We start from the raw sequence: 19,393 nt of genomic DNA, 5'->3' as shown, positions 1-19,393 counted from the left end.
ACAAGACTATGCGCCCAGAAAAACTTTTAATTGTTGAAGATGACCGTGCTATACGTCAACTTGTAATAACTCAACTTAGCAACCTAAATTTACATATTGATGAAGCCGATTCTGCTGAATCAGCATTAAAAAAACTAGCAAGCAATGATTATGGGCTGGTTATATTAGATATAAACTTACCGCAAATGGATGGTTTAAGTTTATGCCGCAAGATTAAAGAACACTACCCCACGGTATCAGTTATTTTACTTACCGCTTTGAGCAGTGACATGGATAGAGTTATTGGTTTAGAAATGGGTGCAGATGACTATATATGTAAACCATTCTTTGCAAGAGAATTACAAGCGAGAGTAAAAACTCAATTGCGCCACCGAGAGCAACTACTTATAGCTCAATCTTCCATAAAAAAGAAACCCGATGAAGCACAACTTCAACTCGGAGCCTTACACATAGAGTTTTCGAGTCATCAAGCTTACTTAGCAAATCAAGCCGTCAACTTAACCGCGACAGAGTTTGATTTACTGGTACACTTTGCAAAGCACCCTAACCATGTTTTCAGTCGCCAGCAGCTACTTGATCAAGTTTGGGGGTACCAACATAGTGGTTACGAGCATACCGTTAACTCCCATATTAATCGCCTTCGCAGTAAGTTTGAACAGCACCACCGTGCTCTATTTATAGAAACAGTTTGGGGTGTCGGTTATAGATTAAATCCAGGGCAGTTAAATATACAATGATGTTTTCGATGACCCTTTACCAAAAACTAGCTTGGTCACTAGTTATTATTTTTAGCCTGCTGTGTGCGCTTATATTTAATTGGAGCAAAAAGCTTGAACAACACTCTCAGCACCAAGCACAACAGCAATTACACATACACCTCGCTGAGCACCTTGTAAACGACAATCCATTAATAAAGCAAGGTGTATATGACTATAAGGCGCTGGAAAATTTATTTCATACCTTAATGGTGCTGGGACCTGCTTTCGAATATTACTTTGTAGACCCTGAAGGTAATTTGCTGACCTATTCAGCCAAACCAGGCAAGGTAGTGAGGCAAAAAATAAATCTAAGCCCAATAAAAAAATTAATTTCACAACCAAGCTCTACACCTATTTACGGTGATGACCCCCGCAACGTTGAGGGTCAAAAAATATTTTCTGCTGCCCCTGTTTATAATCAACAAAAACTACAAGGTTACTTGTATATGATTATTGGTGGTCAAGCCTTTGATGCAACGCTAAACGAGGTAAAACGTGATAATCCAGTTTGGCTAGGGGCAATGTGGTTTGTAGCTGCTATGGTCGCGCTATTTATCACTATGTTACTGTTATTTCGCTTTTTCACCTCACCACTTAAACAATTAAATAAAGAGGTCAGTCGAATAAAAGCTGCCAACTACAGCCTCACAGAAATGACGCTTAGCCCGAGCTATATGGGGAATAACGAAATTGGCAACTTAAGTAAAGGGATTTATGGCATGCTATCCCGTATTGATGAGCAGTTTAAATCTTTGCAGCAAATAGATAAACAGCGCCGAGAATTACTTACTCATTTATCACACGACTTAAGAACGCCACTTGCTTCATTACATGGTTTTCTTGAGGTTATGAAAAAACCATATTCTCAGCTCAGTCATCAAGAGCAACAACGTTACCTGACCTTGGCAATGGATAATTGCCAACAATTGAAGCTGTTAATTGAACAAATTTTTGAACTGGCTAATTTAGAGTGTGGGCAAGTAAAGATAAAAACTGAAACGTTTAATCTTGGCGAATTAATTTACGACTGTGTCGCCAAACTAGCATTAAACGCTGAAGCAGCAGGGGTAACAATAAAAGTCACTCCCAAAATTTGCGACTTTCCAGTTACAGCAGACATTGCCAAACTAGAGCGTGTACTTACTAACCTTATAGAAAATGCGATACGCCATACCCCCTCTAAAGGATTAATCACTGTAGAAGTGTCTCAACTCAACGAACAAGTTTTTGTCTCAGTCTCTGACACGGGTGTAGGCATTCACGCTGATGAGTTAACGGCAATCTTCGAACCTCATTACCAAGCACGTAATAGCATTAAACGGGGTCAAGGTGGACTAGGCTTAGCTATTTGCAAACAGTTACTTAAACTAATGAATAGTGATATTGAAGTACAAAGTACCCTGGGTAAGGGGACCCAATTTCGCTTTAACTTAACGAAGCATGCACCAGTTTAAGGTCGAATCACCCACTAGTGCGTATATTGATTATTGTTTGATACCTGCCAAATCAAGCATAAAAGCATAATACAGTGCGGTATCTTCTAAACTTTTGAATCGCCCTGACGCACCACCGTGTCCTGCTTCCATATCGGTTTTAAAGAGCAATACATTATTGTCAGTTTTCAGCTCACGCAATTTTGCCACCCACTTTGCAGGTTCAAAATATTGTACTTGTGAGTCATGTAGCCCCGTTGTGATCAACATATTTGGATAGGCTTGTTTTTTCACTTGATCATAAGGTGAATATGACAACATATAATCATAATACTTTTTATCATTTGGGTTGCCCCATTCATCATATTCATTGGTAGTAAGCGGTAAGCTTGTATCAAGCATCGTTGTTACAACATCAACAAAAGGAACGGCTGCAATCACCCCTTTATAAAGTTCTGGCGCTTGGTTTACTATTGCCCCCATTAGCAAGCCACCTGCACTGCCCCCTATTGCAAAAATAGTGTTTTTGTCACCATACTTTTGTGCAACTAAAGATTCTGTTACATCTATAAAATCGTTAAATGTGTTTTTCTTATGAAGCAACTTGCCATCTTCGTACCATGGGCGCCCTAGCATTTGTGAGCCGCGGATATGCGCAATTGCAAATACGAACCCGCGATCAAGTAAGCTTAATCGCGAACTCGAAAAACTTGGATCCATCGTCGCACCATACGAACCATAGCCATACTGTAATAACGGATTAGTACCGTTTTTATCAAACTTATCTTTACGATAAACGAGGCTCACAGGTACATCGACACCATCTCGCGTTGTCACATACACCCGCTCAGATGCATAATTATCTGGGTTAAAGCCACCTAACACTTTACGCTGCTTGAGAAGCGTTTTTTCACCGTTTTCTAAATTAATATCGTAACTTGTACTTGGCGTGGTCATACTTGAATAGTAAACACGTAAGTTAGGGTTATCTAGCTCATAGTTGTCATAGCTAGAAACTGTATATGTCGGGTCCTTGAAGGCAATCACTTGTTCTTGCTGATCACGTAAATCATGAATTGTTAAATAGGTTTGCCCCATTTTTCGCTCTTCGTATACGAGGTGATTACTAAATAACTCAATACTTTCCAGCTTGATGTTTTCGCGCCCAGCAACCAGCGTTTGCCAATTTGCTTTATCGTGAGCTTGTTCACGACGCACCTTCATTAATTGAAAATTTACGGCGTTTAAATTAGTGACTATGTAGTACCAATCACCTAATTTCTTAATGTCATACTCAAGTCCAGTTTCACGTGCAATTAAACGTTTTGGCATGGCACTGATATCGTTTGCATCAATAACCGATACCCCAGAGGCACTCGTGCTACTATGCTTGATATAAATTTCTTGGTGATCTTTACTCTTCTCAATACTGGTATAATAGCTAGTGTCATGCTCTTCGTACACCAACTCATCATCCGCTTGAGACGTGCCTAACCTGTGCCGAAAAACTTGGTATCCCAGTAAGGTTTGTGGGTCTTTTTTAATATAATAAAAGGTTTTATTATCATTCGCCCAAACAACATCACCTTCGCTGCCTTCAATTGTATCCGGCAGTAATTGATTAGTTGTCAAATCCTTAACTTTTACCGTGTATATACGCCGACTTAAGGTATCTTCACCATAGGCCAATAAAGCGCCATTTGGGCTTACATCAAGCCCTGTTACTGCAAAATAATCATGATTCTGCGCAAGCTTATTTACGTCTAAAATAACCTGCTGATGCAGTCCTTGCTTATCAGTACTTCGTATATAAACCGGATATTCATTATCACCATGAGTTTGTGAAAAATAATAATGGCTTCCCTTTTTTACAGGTACTGATTCATCATCTTTTTCAATACGCCCTTTCAGCTCTTCAAATAACTTATTTTGTAAAGCATCTGTATGAGCCATCATTTTTTCTACATAACTATTTTCAGCTGCTAAATGGGCAAGAACTTGTGGGTCAGTGCGACTATCGTCACGCATCCAATAATAGTTATCAACTCTGGTATCACCATGAAGAGTCATCTCATAAGGTACTTTGTTAGCCACAGGTGCCAACGTGTTCACTTTTTCTACAGCAGAAAATGCGCTGGATTCATGTACAGAATTAGGAATTTTGTTACACGCTGCAACAATGGCGAGTGGTACAGCCAATAAACAAAGAGAGTGACTAATTTTCATGGGGTTCCTGAGTTATTTTTTTATCCCGACATTAATATAAGTAAAGTTAAGTCACGATATAAGTAGGCTTTGTGAAGCAATGTAAAAAGGGAGCTACAGCTCCCTTTATTCAAACGTATTGATTATCTACTTTTGCTTACGGCGACGCACAAATGCAAACGGCGCAGCTAAAAGAGTTAACCATGCAAGTGAACCCGATGAACGCGATCTATTTGCTGTAGGAGCAGGTTCTGCTGGCATCTCAGATGCTTCATCTGCAAGGTTATTAACAAGCACAGTTACCATTGCGGGATCCGAGATATTACCTGACTTATCACTGACAACAACTTCAAGTTCAATGGCTGTCATTCCTGCATCATAATCCAAAATATCTTGTTGCATTACCACAACATCACCTTCGGAAGTGACTGAAACAGCTGTAGAAGTCGAGCTGATAACAATAAACTCAGAAATAGGGTTGGCAAGGTCTGCACCAAAACTAGCTTCTAAGGTGCCAATTACCGTGCCATTTTCTGCATTTTCATCCACTGAGAACTCAGCATCCGCTAAAACAGGCGAGGTGTTAGCATCACTTTGCGGAGTAGCAACATATGCTTTCGAACCTGAATCAGATAAAATTAAGAAATCAGCACCAGCATTAAGCATAGTTGCAGACTCTCCAGGTGCTAATGAGCTGACAGCATTCCCAGCATCATCAATTAAGGCCGCGTAGACATTTTCAGATGCATCACTGAACGTATAAGTTCCCATTGCAACATCACCTAGGTTTGTCGCCAGTGGTGTCCACAACTCTTCCTCTGTTCTAAAACGAACATTTGCAGTTACATTGTCTAGGTCATCCGCCGTTAAGCCAAACGCCTCCAAACAACTTTGTAAGGTCAAATGATTATTACCTATAATTTGAAAGATATTATCAAGTTGTCCAGAAGCGCTGCCATAACCATGAGTGAAGGTGATTGCTGTGCCCGGCTCAATATCTTCAAAAAACCATTCAAGCTTACCATTTTGTACTGTTACATCGTATGTACCATCTTGATCAAGGTCAAAGTCAGCCATTAAGCCCGCAACGTATGAGTGAGTAATACCCTCATTTAGAATAACGGTTGTTAAAGTCACATAACCGCTTTCACAGATATCCGCCGTAACTGGGAATGTTTCAATCGATGCTCCCGCTAGATCAAAGCGATGCGCTTCATCAATATCATCAGTCATCACTGTTGGTGCAAAAACAGGGTTTAGCGTTGTCGCGCCTGTATTAGTCAACTGATGCGCTACACCACTTTCAGTTTCAACTGGTGTAAAGCTCATGGCAGCATTCGCTTTTGGTAACACGTGATAGACCAAGTGGAAAGCTGGCTCATCGCCATCAGAGAAAACTAACGCACCATCTAACTCCAAGTTAGTTAGATCTGCTGTTGTCGCTTGCGAACCAATATTATCGTCTGTCAATGTCCATTCAGGCAACGTAGCAGGGTCAATTGTTGCCGTCACATCAAATGACATTGTTTGACCAGCAGGCACGGTGATGGTTTGTGGGTACTCTAATGAGAATGAACCGCGCTCTATGTCATTTTGATAACGCTGCTCAAGTGATAACGAATATACTTTCACTTCGTTCGAGAAGTTTTTAACTTGAATAGTCTTTGTTAATTCAACAGTCTCAGAAGCGTTAACTAGGCCAAATGAAAGTGCCGCCTGCTTAGTATCAGCAGCCCATGCAGCAACAGGTAAGTTAGCAGCTTTATTAACATCAACTAAGCCTGCGCCGATATAGCTAATTGGAGCAAGTTCAGCATCTGGGTTTATTGCACGAGGCTCCATGGTGACATCTAAATTTGCTGTATTCATTAGTGTCGCTTTAAGCTCTAACGCATTACGCTCTGGTTGTGCCTCTTTTAAGAGGCTCACAGCACCTGCGGTAATAGGCCCAGAGAAAGATGTACCCGATACGCCAGTTAACCCATCACCGAGTCCTGGGTGTGCAGTCATAATGTTTACCCCAGGGGCTGTAATCTCAGGCTTAAGCAAGCCACCCATTGATGGACCACGAGAAGTAAATCCTGCGATAGCACCTGAAAGCACAACTTTATCTAACTGAAAACGATATACTGGCTGCTCTCCAGCCGATAACTGTTCTTTTAATTGCCGACCGACTTCTTGAGTTACAGATAGTACACGAATAGTTACTTGATCTGCCTCAGGGCCCGCTGACATGCCAGGTGCGCCTCCTTCTGCATTATTCGCAATAATGACATAAGCAGCCCCGCGTTGCTGTGCTCGCAATGCCTTAGCAGAAAAACCACATTCACCACGATCGATAATGACACCTTTACCGGTAAAATCGACATCTTCGGCAAAGTCCACACATGCCGTAGCGTTATCACTTGGGTAAACTAACTCATGGTCTTCGCTGGTCAAGACAAACGCATCTGTATTTCCGAATGAAGCTAGACCTGTTTCGATTTCTTCGCCATTTACTTCATTACTAAACACATTACTAGGTTCAGTGGGATGAGTCATAGCACCTACAGAAAGTGCATTTTCTGTTGTACTTGGGTCACCAACAATAAAGGGGTATGCACCATCATTACCGGCAGAGATAACAACATTCGTACCTAACTTAACAGCTTCATTTATAAATAAGCCCACAGCATCATTGGCAATATCCCCGTAATCACCACCTAAAGACATATTAATTACATCTACACGGTCAGAGATATCACCATCGCCATTCGGGTCCATTGCGTTTTCTAATGCCAGTAATTGCGCTAAGCCAGGACAATTAGCCGCACAAACAGAGTAAACAAATAAGTCCACATTAGGCGCAATCCCATTCACTGAATGGGATACATGGGTACCATGATCAGTTGTTACATCAATCGGATCAGCATCATCATTTATATAATCATAGCCGCCTAATACTTTTCCTTGCGGCCAATCAACCGTTGTTGGATCGGCCGTCGCTGCCGCATAGGCTGCATCTGTGCCTTCGCCGCCAAATGCCGTATGGGTGTAGTCAATACCTGTATCAAGTACAGCTACGCGTACCCCTTGACCTGTTGCTAAGCCATTTGAGACAAGTGGGGTTGCTTCAATATAATCCGCACTACCAGCAACATGTAGCTCATAGTCATAGACAGGATATATCTCTTCAACTTGAGGATTCGATAAAAGCATTGCGACATTTTGCTTGCTACCATTTACAACAACTGAGCTAACAAGTGTTGATGTTTTAGCAATAACTTGCACAGGTAAATCCATACTCTCAATAGTTTGTTCTACTGATGCTTGTGCCGTCTTAGCAACCGCTTGTACTGAGGCAATATCAGCACCCATGGTTGTTGCGTTAACTGTTGCAGGTGCTTTGAGTTTAACCAGCCAGCTTGTTGCTTCACCTTTTACATTTTTTTCTTGTTTAGTAACAGCGACTGGCTTAATTAGTTTTTTACCCGCTAGGTTATACTTTGAAAAATCATTTGCCTGAGCACTTGCACACATTGCACTTGCAACAGCGAGTGCGACTGTTGTTCTTTTTATTAGATTATTAGACATAGAGTCCCCTAGGATATGTTATGTTATCGTTTTGACAGTGATTGAAACTGAGTTTCGCCGTCAATATAAAACGGGACCACAAATAGGAACAACAAAATAATTACATTATGATTACAATAACCACAAAAATAGACACAACATCGTTTCAAACCCATTGTTTTTAAAATAATTTATAAAAAACAGTGGGTTGTAAATGTTTGTAAACGAATATTGTATTTTTTAACGTAAAGCGAGACGAAATGAACTCAGACGTCATTAACATTTTAACGATGGCAAAGGTAATCCAAACAGCCGTAGCCCCCGTTTTCTTAATTACTGGTATTGCTGCAACACTGGGGGTTTTATCTAATCGTCTTGCACGCATTACTGACCGTGCAAGACAGCTTGAGCGAAAGCTAAAAGTAAGTACCGACGAAGATTTTAATCTATCATTAACGACCGAATTAAGAGCCTTGCTCAAACGCTCGCGCTGTATCCATATTGCATTTAGCTTAAGCGTACTTAGTGCTCTACTTGTCTGTGCTGTGGTCATGTGTCTGTTTTTATCACACATTCAATCTATTAATTTAAGTGTGACGATTGCCAGCTGCTTTGTTGCAGCAATGGCATTACTCATTTTTGCCTTTTTATCACTACTTGGTGAAGTTTTCTTAGCAACACGAAGTATGCGCCGTGGTATGATCTTCGCAGACATAGACATAAATGATTAAATTAAACTTAAGTTAAGATTAACCGCATTACACTTGAATAATCTATTTAGCTGAGATAAAACTCGGTTAATTTATCTTTATGACATATTAAGGGGCAAAAGGAATGAAATTAAAACAATTAGTATTAGGTACGATACTGTCGACTATGGCACTTAGCGCATCGGCAGACTCTGTATTTGAAGAGCCAAGTGACGCTATCGAATACCGCCAAGCGGCATTTTCAATGATTCGCGTACAAATTGGTGACATGGGCGATATGCTAAAAGGAAAAGTACCTTTTGATGCAGAACGTTTTCAGATGCGTGCAAACAATGCAGCAGCACTATCAAAAATGCCTTGGGAAGCTTTCGTAGCGGGTTCTGATAAGGGCGATACATCTGCACTTGCAGCTGTATGGAGCGACAACGAAACCTTTATGAAAAAAGCCGTTGCTTTCCAACAGTATGCTGATGAACTAGCAGTTGCAGCACAAAGTGGCGACCAAAAAGTTATTGGTAAAGCATTTGGCGCATGGGCTAAAGGTTGTAAAGATTGCCATAAGTCATTCAAAGACTAGCAAAAAACGTTGACCAAAAAAGGCGCTTATCAGCGCCTTTTTTAATGTTTTGAAGCACCTTAGCCAAACAAGTAATTTAAAGGCTCTGCTCCCCAAGTCGTAAATAATACCACTAAGCACACGGCAAAAATAACGAATGCCATAACGGGTGATTTAGTCACAGGCTCCGTGACTGAGATTTGATCACTACTGCCCGTAAGCATAGGCTTTACCAAGTTCTTACCCTTTATACGATAAATAACAATCGCCAAAACATGCAACACAATGGCATACAACAAAATATCAAAATTAAGATGATGCAACCAACCTGCAAACTCCACGGTATCTGAGGATACATGCGCCACCAGCGGGCCATCCGTTAATATATCGTCACTCGTCATTAAGCCAGAGCTTAATTGCACGATGAGCAAAGCAAAAAAGGCTATCACCATATAGCTACCAGCCGCACCATGTCCCGCTTTGTGTTCACTACTCGTGAACGACTTAATTACAGCAACAGGAGAGTGAATTAGTGCTGAGAGCCTCGCAGTTTTACTACCAATAAGACCCCAGATAAGACGAGTAACTAGCAATGCAAGGGTGAAATACCCTGCTGCAAAGTGCAGCTCAAGCATGCCCTCTTCGGCACTAAAATAAAGTGTCGCGATAGCCGCAACCAACAACCAATGGAAACTTCTTATAAAGCCATCCCATACTTTAACTTTAGACATTGTAACCCTCCCTAAGAAATGTATATTATTGCAAACTTCGACGATTTTGACACACTCCAATAATAGGTGTTTTGATCTGAGCCATAACAACAAACAAGAGCGATAAGATGCAAAAACCCATTCTAAAAGCCTTACTTAAAGGTTTTTTTGACATGCTTCCTTTATGTCTTGCGGTACTACCTTGGGGTATTTTATGTGGCTCTTTAGCAATTCAAAATGGGTTTAGCGCATTTGAAACACAAGCGATGTCGTTACTGGTATTTGCAGGGTCTGCGCAGTTGGTCGCCATAGAATTAATGGCTGGCAATACGCCGCTTTTAACTATTTTGTTTACCACACTCATTATTAGCTCGCGGCACTTTTTATATGGCTTGGCAGTACGCCACAAGGTCATCGATCAGCCTTTTCGTTGGCGGCTTCCCGTTAGTTTTGTTCTCACTGATGAATTATTTGCTTTCTCGCACCATCGTAAAGCTTATCGAACAAAAGTACGCCTTATTTATGCTTTAAGTGCTGGGTTTAGTTTTTATATTGCGTGGAATATTTGGACCCTGCTAGGCATAGTCGCGGGAAGCTTGCTCCCCGATTTAACAAATCTTGGCCTTGATTTTGCCATTGCAGCCACTTTTATTGCTTTAGTTATTCCTGGCGTAAAGAACCTTGCTACCTTGGCGACCGTGATCACCGCAGGTGCAGTTGCAACGCTATTGAAAAGCCAAGGCTTTCAACTGTGGCTAGTCACAGCGGCCCTTATCGCTATGACGGTGGGTTATGTAATTAGTCGCTGGCGAGCAAAAGAGGAGCACGTACAATGATGACAACTATTTTATTGATGGCGTGTATCACCTTCTTCACCCGTTACTTATTTTTACACCGTGCGCTACCGTTTAAAGTCGGTCCGAAAATGCAGCAATTTTTAAGTTTTAGTGCCCCTGCAGTACTTACCGCAATTTGGGTACCCATTGTGTTTATTAATGACGAAGGGATAAATCTAGATTGGCAAAATCCCTACCTAAGTGCTGCAATCGTATCCGTTATTGTGGCTTATAAAACACACAATATTTACTACACAACACTGGCAGGGATGGGATTATTTATAATCTTAAGTTAGACACTTGCAAGTAAAATCGCGCGACTTTTCTCAAGCGTAACTTGCTCGCGCTCACCAAGAGCCGTCATACCATGACGCTCAAGCTGAGCCACAAGTTTATCGGCAACACTGTCATCCAACTCGTAATCGCTTAAGCGAGTTGGCATTTTAACACTGTGGAAAAATGCTTCTGTTGCAGCTATCGCGTTATCAATTGCCGTATCTTCATCGCTAATATCAAGGCCTAATACTCGCTCAGCATATTGCAATAACTTGCCACGCTTAGTGTCTTTTTGCTCTGCCATCATACGTGGTAATACAATCGCTAATGTTTGAGCGTGATCCAAGCCATACACAGCAGTCATTTCATGACCAATCATGTGAGTTGCCCAGTCTTGCGGAACGCCAGCACCAATTAGACCATTGAGTGCCATAGTCGCTGACCACATAATATTAGCACGCACTTGATAGTTATCGGGTTCAGAGAATGCTTTAGGACCTTCTTCGATAAGCGTCATTAAAATCCCTTCAGCAAAGCGATCTTGTAATTTGGCACCCACATCATAAGTTAGGTACTGTTCCATCGTATGCACAAACGCATCAACAATACCATTCGTTACCTGACGCTCAGGTAATGAGAATGTCACAGCAGGGTCTAGCACAGCAAAACGAGGACGCACAAACTCACTAGCAAACGGCAGTTTATCTTGTGTCTCTAAGTTTGATACCACGCTGAAGGTATTCGATTCAGACCCTGTTGCAGGTAAGGTTAAAACAACACCCAATGCGACTGCTGACTTTACTTCAGCGCCTTTTGCTAAAATATCCCATGGTTCGCCAGCAAACTCAGCTGCAGCTGCGATGAATTTGCTACCATCAACTACAGAACCACCACCAACCGCGAGGATGTAGTCAATTTGCTGCTCTTTAACTAGTTCGACTGCTTTCATACACGTTTGGTAGCTAGGGTTTGGTTCAATACCAGCAAACTCAAACCAAGTATGCTCGCTTAATGCGGTTTTAACTTGATCATACACACCATTTTTCTTAATGCTGCCGCCACCATAAGTAACCAGTACCTTGGCATTTTTTGGGATCTCATTTTGAATTTCTTTAATTTGTTGTTCACCAAAATGAATTTTGGTTGGATTCTCAAAGCTAAAATTTAACATGCTTACTCTCTCATATTTGTGAGTATTAATCAGTGACCCGGCTATTGTAGTTATTTTTATATAGGGATAAAGGATGGAAATAAATAATCACTTTTGCAGACATGCAACAATAATCATCATAAACTAGTCGTAATTAAATGCAGCATCCTAAGGGTCGAAAATGTGGCAAGGCTTAGAAGAGTTCTTATATGTCGTTGAGCATGGTAGCTTTACGCATGCAGCCAAGGCTATGGAAGTATCCACCTCACACATAAGTCGGCAAGTACAACAGCTGGAGAACCGTTTAGGTTCCGTATTATTTCAACGCACCACACGAAAAATTAGCCTCACTGATGCAGGGCGTGAATACGCCGTTAAATTAAAAGCGATACGCCAAGAGTTGATTGATGCAAACAATCAATTACAGGGCGAGCAACGCCAACCAAAAGGCCTAATACGTATTACAGGTGCTGGCGAATTTGTAGCAAACCAAATCGCCCCCAAAGTCGCAGAGTTTGTCAAACGCTACCCTGAGGTTGAAGTCGACCTCGACTTTAATAGTCGTAACGTTAACTTAGTTGAAGAAGGTTTTGACTTAGCTATTCGCTTTGGCAGAATGCAAGACTCTAATTTAATTGCACGACCACTCTGTAAACGCGTAATGACACTCGTAGCAAGCCCAGAGTATTTAGCTAATCACCCAACTCTTAATACGCCTTTTGATCTCACTGAGCATAACTGTCTAATTACCATGCGAAAACGCTGGCGATTTAATATTGATAATCAAGTTAAAGAGGTTCGCATTGATGGTAATTGGCGTAGCAACCATCCACAAGCTATTTTAAATGCTGCTGTTGCGGGTGTTGGTATTGCACACCTTGCTCTGGATATTGTTGAACCTTATTTAAATAATGGCCAATTAGAGAGTGTACTTGATGAGTTTCAAGTCAGCGATAATGCATCTTGGTTAGTATACCCTCGCAAAGATCTATTACCGTTTCGCGTACGTTTGCTGATAGAACATTTAACCGATGCATTCGCTGATTAAAATTTACGCTTTTAGAAAAATCTCAAGCAAGTTAGAATCAGTGTAACAATAATAAAAAGTTATCATTATGAGCGAATTTTACCAACTTTCTGCTACTAGCCTTCAAGGCCAAACTATCGACTTTTCCGACTTTGAAAATAAGGTTGTGCTCGTGGTAAACACAGCCAGTGAATGCGGTTTTACGCCACAGTATGAAGGACTCCAAAAGCTACATGAAAAATACCATGATAAGGGCTTAGTAATTATAGGTTTTCCCTGTAATCAATTTGGTAAGCAAGAACCCGGTGACGCTAAAGAAATAAAAGAGGGCTGTCTAATCAACTATGGTGTCAGCTTTTTAATGATGAGCAAAGTTGATGTAAACGGCGAACACGCACACCCCGTTTTTCGACATCTAAAGTCCGAATTGCCAGGCTTTATCACCCGCAAAATAAAATGGAACTTTACCAAGTTTTTAATTGGCAAAGATGGTAAAGCCATTAAACGCTTTGCACCACTAACCAAACCAGAACAAATAGAATCAACCATTGTAGCGGCATTACACAAATAAAGCGTACGTCAAAAAGCAATAAAGAGGCGCGGCGCCTCTTTATCTAAATTTATACTTAGTCGTTCAAATAATCATCAAAATCATCTTCACCTAAGTTTCTTCGCAAGCGTTTTTGTTCAAGATAGTCTTCCAACTTCTTCTTAACGCGTTGCTTTTTCTTGTCGTGTTGATTACGCCCGACCATTTCGTACTCGTCTTCAACAAAATCGTCATCTAGCGCGTCATAACTAAATGTCTTACCCACAACCCACTCCATAAAGTGTTTGAGACCAATTCAACGGTTTTAAATTTATTCCATGAATTGGCAAAGTTTAAAAAGCTCAGTAGTAATTTAGTACCTAAAAACTACCAAAATAAAGCCATACCCCCATGCTAAATAGGTGATATGTCAATATTGTGAATAAATAGCGCTAAATTCGATTTCTGAAAAGTGAGAGTTTTTTATCGTTTCGATAAAACTCATTTATGTATATGGATTTTTTGGTTAATTTGACCAAAAAATGGTTAAAAATTAATTTTTATTTCTTATCCACAAATGAATAAAAACAAACAAGCTTTTGATATTAAATAACTTTAAAAGCTTGGCACTCTATTTGATTACTAAATTTTGTCATTTCAAACAGGAAAGAAAAAAATGAAAAAGTTATTGTTAGCAAGTTCTTTATTTATCGCCACAAGTGCTATGGCTCATAACGATAATGATACAAATATTTCATTCAGTGGTGAGCAATGTGATGTTGAATTTAAAAATGATGTTCGTATTACGCCAAGCGAGCTAGAAGTTTACACAGCCGATAATCGTACTATGAAAATCATCAACCAAAATAATCTATATATTGATGGTCAAAACGTATCCCTCAATTCTTCGCAGCAAGAGGCTATTGCCGCTTATTCCGACAGCTTACGCAGCCAACTCCCTGAGGTGGCAAACATCGCGCTTGATGGGGTAAAAATCGCAGGTGTAACAATCGAAGAAGTTGCTAATGCTTTTAACATTGACGGCCTAAACGACATATCTGAATTAATGGATGACATTAGCGTAGAAGTGCAGAACGCTTTCTATCAACAAGGTGCATTCACTATGGGTCAGCAAAATTTCGAAAAGTTTGGCCAAAACTTTGAGAATCAGTTTGATGAGCAAATCGAATCCGCGGTTGAGTCAGCCATGATGCAATCAATGGGCAGTATTTTAGTTGCTCTTGGTTCTGAATTAATCGGCTCAGGTGGTGATATGGATGCTTTTGAAAAGCGCATGGAAAACATGGGTGAACAAATCGAAGCACGCGTAGAAACCCAAGCCGCACAACTAGAAGAGCGTGCCGATGCACTCTGTGGCAGTTTTGCAGATATTGCCCATAAAGAGCAAGAGCTAGTCGCTTTAGTACCTGAATTAAAAGAATACCAGCTGTTCACATTTAAACAGCATGCTGAGTAAGATATCCCTGAACCAACGCACTTGGTTTTGCGCAGAGCTTGCTCTGCGCTTTTTATTTTTTGGCTAATACTGTGAGCTGTGACAAGGTTTTAATTGCTTGTTCTAAATGCTCAGACCAAGGTAAACCATAGCTTAAGCGAAAACAGCTGCGGTATTTTTTACCCGCTGAAAATATTAACCCTGGAGTAATGCTAATCCCCGCCTCTAACGCTAAATGGAATAACTTTACCGCATCATACTGCCCTCCAAGATCAATCCAAATCACACAGCCACCCTGCGGATTACTAATGCGCGCGCAACTTGGCATATATTGCTGTAAGCACCAAATCATACGTTCTTTATTTGTACTCAAGCGCTGCCTCAACAAACGCAGATTACGATCGTACTCACCACTGGCGATAAACTCATACAAAGTCCATTGATTAATAAGTGGCGCGGAGCAACTCAGAGCACGTTTATAACGCCTTGCTTGCTCTGCAAACTTGCCCGCAATGATCCAACCAATACGATAGCTTGGTGCAGCTGTTTTTGAAAACGACGCACAGGTGATCACTAAGCCTTTTTTTGAATAAGCTTGCGCTGGCGTAGCACGTTTAGCAGTAAAATGTAGATCGCCATAAACATCGTCTTCTATGAGCACAACGTTACGCTCTTCTAAAAGAGTCACTAACTGCTCGCGTTTAGTCTCTGGCATAAAACTACCAACGGGGTTATTTAACGACGTTGAAAAAACACACGCTTTGATATCATGCTCATCGAGGGCTTGAGCCAAATCATCTAGCCAAATTCCTTCATCAGGACACAGAGGGATTTCCAGCGCCTTTAAGCCTAAGCTTTCAATTAATTCAATAATGCCAAAATAACAAGGCGATTCGATGGCGATGATATCGCCAGGTTTAGCGACACATTTAAGTGCTATTGCCAATGCCTCTTGTGCGCCATTAGTGATCACCAATTCATCACTATCAACACCAATGCCAAAATCTAAATAGCGGTGGATCAATTGCTTTTTCAATGGTGCAAAACCATCCATTGGGCCGTAGTTGATTGCCGATGCACCAGCCAGTGTCATTACACGTCGCATTGTTCGTGCTAGCGCTTTATCTGTCGGTGCTGCTGCAATAGGGTTTGCAATACCGAATGGCACAACATTGGCTTTATGTATGGCACTATAAACTTGCTCAATCAAGCCTTGCTTATTCACCATCATTGGTTCGCGACTTAGCTTCACTCGTTTCGGCCGCGATTGATTTAATTGAGACGACTTTAAAAAGTATCCTGACTTTTCTCTGGCTTCTATCAACCCTTGCCCTTCTAAAAGTTGATAAGCTTGTTTCACTGTTGGGATACTTACGTTTAACTTATCAGCCATTTTTCTTAGCGACGGTAACTTCTCTCCAGGCAATAACGACCCTTGAGAGCAAAGATCTCTTATTAGCTGAATCACCTGTTGATATAAAAACTCACTATTACTGCGACTGATTACTTGTGACATCGGACACCAAACTGTATAGGTTATATTTTTAGTTTTCTGTATATGTTAAGTATACAGAAGAGGCCTAAAATGAACATACTTTAAACTTTTGAGTACTAACTATGAAAAGTGCCGCTCTTTACCTCGTCACGGTACTAATTTGGGGGTCAACTTGGCTAGCGATTGAGTTTCAATTAGGCAATGTTGCCGTTGAAATCTCCTTGTTTTATCGCTTTGCTATTGCAGCCGTTTTAATGTGGACTTTCGTGCTGATAAAAAAGCTACCTATGCAATATTCACTACGTGACCATGGCTTTTTCGCTTTGCTGGCATTGTTCAACTTTGGTTTAAACTATCTTGTTTTATATTGGGCACAAAATTACCTCACTTCAGCCATGGCATCGATTGCTTTTTCCATGCTGTTATTGATGAATATCATCAATACACGGTTATTTTTTGCCAAACCTATCGCCAAGCGAATTTACTTTGGTGCACTTCTTGGCGTGATGGGGATTGCTAGCTTGTTTTGGCCACAAATTCAGCAATTCAACTTGAGTAATGGTGCGTTGGTCGGGTTACTACTTGCGCTATCAGGAACCTTTGTGGCTTCATTGGGAAATATGGTCAGTGTTCGAAACTCTCAGCGTAACATTGGTGTACTACAAGGCAACGCGTGGGGTATGTTATATAGCGCTTTAGGCTTGGCTGCTTATGTTTTAGTAAGCGATGTAGAGCTTACCTTGAATGCGCCAACAAGTTATTGGGTGTCGCTACTCTATTTGGCTGTGTTCGGTACAGTAATCGCATTTGCTTGTTATTTTGCACTACTAAAAAATATCGGTCCAGAACGGGCAAGTTATGTGATCGTATTATTCCCACTGGTTGCAGTGGTACTAAGTACCTTATTTGAAGGGTTCGAATGGCAAGCGAACACCTTTATCGGATTTAGCTTAGTTTTATTTGGCAATGCTATTGTGCTAACACCGACAAAACAAATTAAAGCTTTTTTTGCTGCCCGCAGTATTCAGCAAAAAGGCTCCGTCCCCAGTTAGAAGTGACTATGTCGCCTCTAACACCAAGCGCTGGCAAATTTTGCCGGCGCTTTTTTATGGCATATGAAAACGAAGTGCTTGCGGGTGAATACTAACCTTCGCAGGCGTATAACCTACCAGCTCACCATCGGCCTCAATAAGCTGTCCAGTGGTGGTTACTTCTGCACTGACTAGCTGTGAATATTCTAGCCTTTTCAAACTATGATGCTTTACCAGTAGTAAATACACAAAACTGAGCAGGTTTTTCAGCAAACCACCTGCGGGCATGCAGTAACAGTCAAGCTGACCATCATTTAGCTGTGCTTTTGGGGCAATCTTTAAGCCACCACCAAAGTAATGATGATTGGCAAAGATCGTCGCTAAGTTACTGTAGTTGAGTGCTTTACCATTAAACTCACCCTGAAGTGACCGTGCCTGAAATAAAAATAGCTGCTTAATACCCTGCCAAGTGTAGCCAAACGAGCTAAAAGTTCCGGCTTTGTTTAGTTGAGCCACCACTTCAGCGTCAAAGCCTATACCCGCAACATTGATAAAATACCGCTGGTTTATTTGTCCAACATCGATTAACTCTGTACGGCTATTAAAAACGGCTTCATACCAAGCCTGTTGTTTACACGCAAAGCCACGAGCAAAATCATTACCTGTGCCAGCAGGAATTAACGCAATTGAACAATCACTCTCTATGACTGCATTAACAGCTAAGTGTAAAGTTCCATCACCACCAATCACCACGATTTGAGTTTGGTTCTTAGCCAAAAGCGCAATATCAGCGCAATCATTCTCAAACTTACCTGTGGTTAAATACAATTCAGGCTCAATCTGTCTTTTTTTACATTCTTTTAGTAGCCAATCAACACTGTTTTTATGATTTTTTTTGTCGCTTGGCTTTATTATTATCAACATCAACGATTACTTCTTTTCAAGCAGGGCAAAAACAGTCACTCATTCAAATTATATTAATCTGAATATTTAGTCACTTTATAAATTTAAAAACGCATAAACAAAACAACATAAAACAAAAACTCTTTATATACCTGACGTTAATAAAAAAGCACCTTGCATAACCATGCAAACCATAGCAAAACAGAAAGCTTAACCCATTGTTAATAAATCAAATTCGGATTAAAAAAAGTTATCCGATAGACTCAATTTTTATCGTTTTATTTTTGCCCAGTTTGGTTGCAAAATACCCATGTTTTCAACCAAACACAACCTGGAGCAAAGTAATGAACCCGATTAATACACTAAATCAAAGTGCAGCAACTCATGTTGCCGTAAAACCAACTAACAGAAAAGCAAAAATGCTTGCTAAGTTAAACCGTTACGGAAAAAAACTGGCACTTGGTGGCGCAGTACAACACAAGTAATCCCCAACCATGGTTACTTTATCGGTGCAGTAAACACCCAACCACTAATGAAGATCCTTCTTTAGCTCCTCCGTTTACTGCTCCAACCCCTTCTTTTAAGTTAAAAACAGCAAATAATTAAATCTTTTTACAAAAAACCCTCTCTTTACGCTCAAAAAACAAGCAAACAAACTTTTTCCTATTTACACAGCCGATTCAGCTAAGTATTATTCTCGCATCACGATGTGGAGAGATGGCAGAGTGGTCGAATGCACCGGTCTTGAAAACCGGCAGGGGTTTGT

The 19,393-nt window shown here is 40.8% G+C and carries 18 protein-coding genes and 1 tRNA gene (1 of these 19 cut by a window edge); 12 read left to right on the top strand and 7 right to left on the bottom strand.

The window, feature by feature from the left end; translation table 11 throughout:
• The first annotated feature begins 8 nt into the window (after positions 1–8).
• Together NYF15_RS11585 and NYF15_RS11580 are read left to right on the top strand one after the other, a co-directional pair.
• Complete coding sequence (locus NYF15_RS11585) at positions 9–737, top strand: response regulator transcription factor (protein WP_130150281.1); 729 nt, start codon at positions 9–11, stop codon at positions 735–737.
• An 8-nt stretch (positions 738–745) separates the two neighbouring features.
• Complete coding sequence (locus NYF15_RS11580) at positions 746–2,212, top strand: sensor histidine kinase (protein ID WP_371353641.1); 1,467 nt, start codon at positions 746–748, stop codon at positions 2,210–2,212.
• A gap of 30 nt (positions 2,213–2,242) precedes the next feature.
• On the opposite strand, the gene NYF15_RS11575 is transcribed toward NYF15_RS11580, so the two are convergent.
• Positions 2,243–4,417: a S9 family peptidase gene (locus NYF15_RS11575; protein ID WP_371353640.1), complete on the bottom strand. Its 2,175-nt coding sequence runs from the start codon at positions 4,415–4,417 to the stop codon at positions 2,243–2,245.
• A 126-nt stretch (positions 4,418–4,543) separates the two neighbouring features.
• Positions 4,544–7,969 carry a S8 family serine peptidase gene (locus NYF15_RS11570; RefSeq protein ID WP_371353639.1) on the bottom strand — a complete coding sequence of 1,142 codons (3,426 nt, stop codon included), beginning with the start codon at positions 7,967–7,969 and terminating at the stop codon, positions 4,544–4,546.
• A gap of 239 nt (positions 7,970–8,208) precedes the next feature.
• Between NYF15_RS11570 and NYF15_RS11565 the strand changes: the two genes are divergently transcribed.
• Entirely contained in the window at positions 8,209–8,679 is a 471-nt protein-coding gene (locus NYF15_RS11565) for a DUF2721 domain-containing protein (protein WP_062569451.1), read from the top strand.
• Between the two features lie 103 nt (positions 8,680–8,782).
• Positions 8,783–9,235, top strand: a complete 453-nt coding sequence (locus tag NYF15_RS11560) for a cytochrome c (protein WP_062569450.1) — start codon at positions 8,783–8,785, stop codon at positions 9,233–9,235.
• A 59-nt stretch (positions 9,236–9,294) separates the two neighbouring features.
• On the opposite strand, the gene NYF15_RS11555 is transcribed toward NYF15_RS11560, so the two are convergent.
• Positions 9,295–9,945, bottom strand: coding sequence for a cytochrome b/b6 domain-containing protein (locus tag NYF15_RS11555; protein ID WP_371353638.1), 651 nt, complete (start codon positions 9,943–9,945; stop codon positions 9,295–9,297).
• A gap of 107 nt (positions 9,946–10,052) precedes the next feature.
• Between NYF15_RS11555 and NYF15_RS11550 the strand changes: the two genes are divergently transcribed.
• Complete coding sequence (locus NYF15_RS11550; protein ID WP_237120402.1) at positions 10,053–10,760, top strand: AzlC family ABC transporter permease; 708 nt, start codon at positions 10,053–10,055, stop codon at positions 10,758–10,760.
• On the top strand, positions 10,757–11,056 hold the full coding sequence (locus tag NYF15_RS11545; RefSeq protein WP_063700605.1) for an AzlD domain-containing protein: 300 nt from the start codon (positions 10,757–10,759) through the stop codon (positions 11,054–11,056). Before NYF15_RS11550 ends, NYF15_RS11545 begins: the two co-directional genes overlap by 4 nt.
• On the opposite strand, the gene NYF15_RS11540 is transcribed toward NYF15_RS11545, so the two are convergent.
• Positions 11,053–12,207 (bottom strand): iron-containing alcohol dehydrogenase, encoded by a 1,155-nt coding sequence (locus tag NYF15_RS11540; RefSeq protein ID WP_237120401.1) that lies wholly within the window; start codon positions 12,205–12,207, stop codon positions 11,053–11,055. The two genes, NYF15_RS11545 and NYF15_RS11540, sit on opposite strands and share 4 nt — an antisense overlap.
• Before the next feature lie 160 nt (positions 12,208–12,367).
• On the opposite strand from NYF15_RS11540, the gene NYF15_RS11535 reads away from it, so the two are divergent.
• Both NYF15_RS11535 and NYF15_RS11530 read left to right on the top strand, forming a co-directional pair.
• On the top strand, positions 12,368–13,234 hold the full coding sequence (locus NYF15_RS11535; protein WP_371353637.1) for a LysR family transcriptional regulator: 867 nt from the start codon (positions 12,368–12,370) through the stop codon (positions 13,232–13,234).
• Between the two features lie 67 nt (positions 13,235–13,301).
• The gene (locus tag NYF15_RS11530; RefSeq protein WP_130150266.1) at positions 13,302–13,784 is read left to right on the top strand and encodes a glutathione peroxidase; all 483 of its coding nucleotides are present in this window, start codon (positions 13,302–13,304) and stop codon (positions 13,782–13,784) included.
• 55 nt (positions 13,785–13,839) lie between these two features.
• Here NYF15_RS11530 and NYF15_RS11525 read toward each other — a convergent pair whose 3' ends face one another.
• Positions 13,840–14,028, bottom strand: coding sequence for a PA3496 family putative envelope integrity protein (locus NYF15_RS11525; RefSeq protein WP_083515317.1), 189 nt, complete (start codon positions 14,026–14,028; stop codon positions 13,840–13,842).
• A 390-nt stretch (positions 14,029–14,418) separates the two neighbouring features.
• Between NYF15_RS11525 and NYF15_RS11520 the strand changes: the two genes are divergently transcribed.
• Positions 14,419–15,219 (top strand): YggN family protein, encoded by an 801-nt coding sequence (locus NYF15_RS11520; RefSeq protein WP_371353636.1) that lies wholly within the window; start codon positions 14,419–14,421, stop codon positions 15,217–15,219.
• A gap of 52 nt (positions 15,220–15,271) precedes the next feature.
• Here the strand turns inward: NYF15_RS11520 and NYF15_RS11515 are convergent, their stop codons facing one another.
• Positions 15,272–16,714, bottom strand: a complete 1,443-nt coding sequence (locus NYF15_RS11515) for a PLP-dependent aminotransferase family protein (RefSeq protein ID WP_130150262.1) — start codon at positions 16,712–16,714, stop codon at positions 15,272–15,274.
• Between the two features lie 101 nt (positions 16,715–16,815).
• On the opposite strand from NYF15_RS11515, the gene NYF15_RS11510 reads away from it, so the two are divergent.
• On the top strand, positions 16,816–17,745 hold the full coding sequence (locus NYF15_RS11510) for a DMT family transporter (protein ID WP_130150260.1): 930 nt from the start codon (positions 16,816–16,818) through the stop codon (positions 17,743–17,745).
• Between the two features lie 54 nt (positions 17,746–17,799).
• On the opposite strand, the gene NYF15_RS11505 is transcribed toward NYF15_RS11510, so the two are convergent.
• Positions 17,800–18,648: a diacylglycerol kinase family protein gene (locus tag NYF15_RS11505; RefSeq protein ID WP_371353635.1), complete on the bottom strand. Its 849-nt coding sequence runs from the start codon at positions 18,646–18,648 to the stop codon at positions 17,800–17,802.
• Positions 18,649–18,971: 323 nt separating this feature from the next.
• On the opposite strand from NYF15_RS11505, the gene NYF15_RS11500 reads away from it, so the two are divergent.
• Together NYF15_RS11500 and NYF15_RS11495 are read left to right on the top strand one after the other, a co-directional pair.
• Positions 18,972–19,112: a hypothetical protein gene (locus NYF15_RS11500; protein WP_165381466.1), complete on the top strand. Its 141-nt coding sequence runs from the start codon at positions 18,972–18,974 to the stop codon at positions 19,110–19,112.
• A gap of 226 nt (positions 19,113–19,338) precedes the next feature.
• Positions 19,339–19,393: transfer RNA gene (locus NYF15_RS11495), tRNA-Ser, on the top strand; it runs 104 nt beyond the window's last position.

Source organism: Pseudoalteromonas sp. 68 DY56-GL68, from assembly GCF_041414825.1.
GTDB lineage: Bacteria > Pseudomonadota > Gammaproteobacteria > Enterobacterales > Alteromonadaceae > Pseudoalteromonas.
The sequence above is the reverse complement of the archived record's forward strand: the minus strand, read 5'-3'. Positions and strand labels throughout refer to the sequence as shown.

Excerpts from the sequence above, each read along its gene's own strand:
- NYF15_RS11515 (WP_130150262.1), bottom strand. The coding sequence starts at position 16,714 with ATGTCACAAGTAATCAGTCGCAGTAATAGTGAGTTTTTATATCAACAG.
- NYF15_RS11510 (WP_130150260.1), top strand. The coding sequence starts at position 16,816 with ATGAAAAGTGCCGCTCTTTACCTCGTCACGGTACTAATTTGGGGGTCA.
- NYF15_RS11550 (WP_237120402.1), top strand. The coding sequence starts at position 10,053 with ATGCAAAAACCCATTCTAAAAGCCTTACTTAAAGGTTTTTTTGACATG.
- NYF15_RS11530 (WP_130150266.1), top strand. The coding sequence starts at position 13,302 with ATGAGCGAATTTTACCAACTTTCTGCTACTAGCCTTCAAGGCCAAACT.
- NYF15_RS11575 (WP_371353640.1), bottom strand. The coding sequence starts at position 4,417 with ATGAAAATTAGTCACTCTCTTTGTTTATTGGCTGTACCACTCGCCATT.
- NYF15_RS11565 (WP_062569451.1), top strand. The coding sequence starts at position 8,209 with ATGAACTCAGACGTCATTAACATTTTAACGATGGCAAAGGTAATCCAA.
- NYF15_RS11545 (WP_063700605.1), top strand. The coding sequence starts at position 10,757 with ATGATGACAACTATTTTATTGATGGCGTGTATCACCTTCTTCACCCGT.
- NYF15_RS11560 (WP_062569450.1), top strand. The coding sequence starts at position 8,783 with ATGAAATTAAAACAATTAGTATTAGGTACGATACTGTCGACTATGGCA.
- NYF15_RS11540 (WP_237120401.1), bottom strand. The coding sequence starts at position 12,207 with ATGTTAAATTTTAGCTTTGAGAATCCAACCAAAATTCATTTTGGTGAA.
- NYF15_RS11505 (WP_371353635.1), bottom strand. The coding sequence starts at position 18,648 with ATGTTGATAATAATAAAGCCAAGCGACAAAAAAAATCATAAAAACAGT.
- NYF15_RS11535 (WP_371353637.1), top strand. The coding sequence starts at position 12,368 with ATGTGGCAAGGCTTAGAAGAGTTCTTATATGTCGTTGAGCATGGTAGC.
- NYF15_RS11555 (WP_371353638.1), bottom strand. The coding sequence starts at position 9,945 with ATGTCTAAAGTTAAAGTATGGGATGGCTTTATAAGAAGTTTCCATTGG.
- NYF15_RS11570 (WP_371353639.1), bottom strand. The coding sequence starts at position 7,969 with ATGTCTAATAATCTAATAAAAAGAACAACAGTCGCACTCGCTGTTGCA.
- NYF15_RS11585 (WP_130150281.1), top strand. The coding sequence starts at position 9 with ATGCGCCCAGAAAAACTTTTAATTGTTGAAGATGACCGTGCTATACGT.
- NYF15_RS11500 (WP_165381466.1), top strand. The coding sequence starts at position 18,972 with ATGAACCCGATTAATACACTAAATCAAAGTGCAGCAACTCATGTTGCC.
- NYF15_RS11520 (WP_371353636.1), top strand. The coding sequence starts at position 14,419 with ATGAAAAAGTTATTGTTAGCAAGTTCTTTATTTATCGCCACAAGTGCT.
- NYF15_RS11580 (WP_371353641.1), top strand. The coding sequence starts at position 746 with ATGACCCTTTACCAAAAACTAGCTTGGTCACTAGTTATTATTTTTAGC.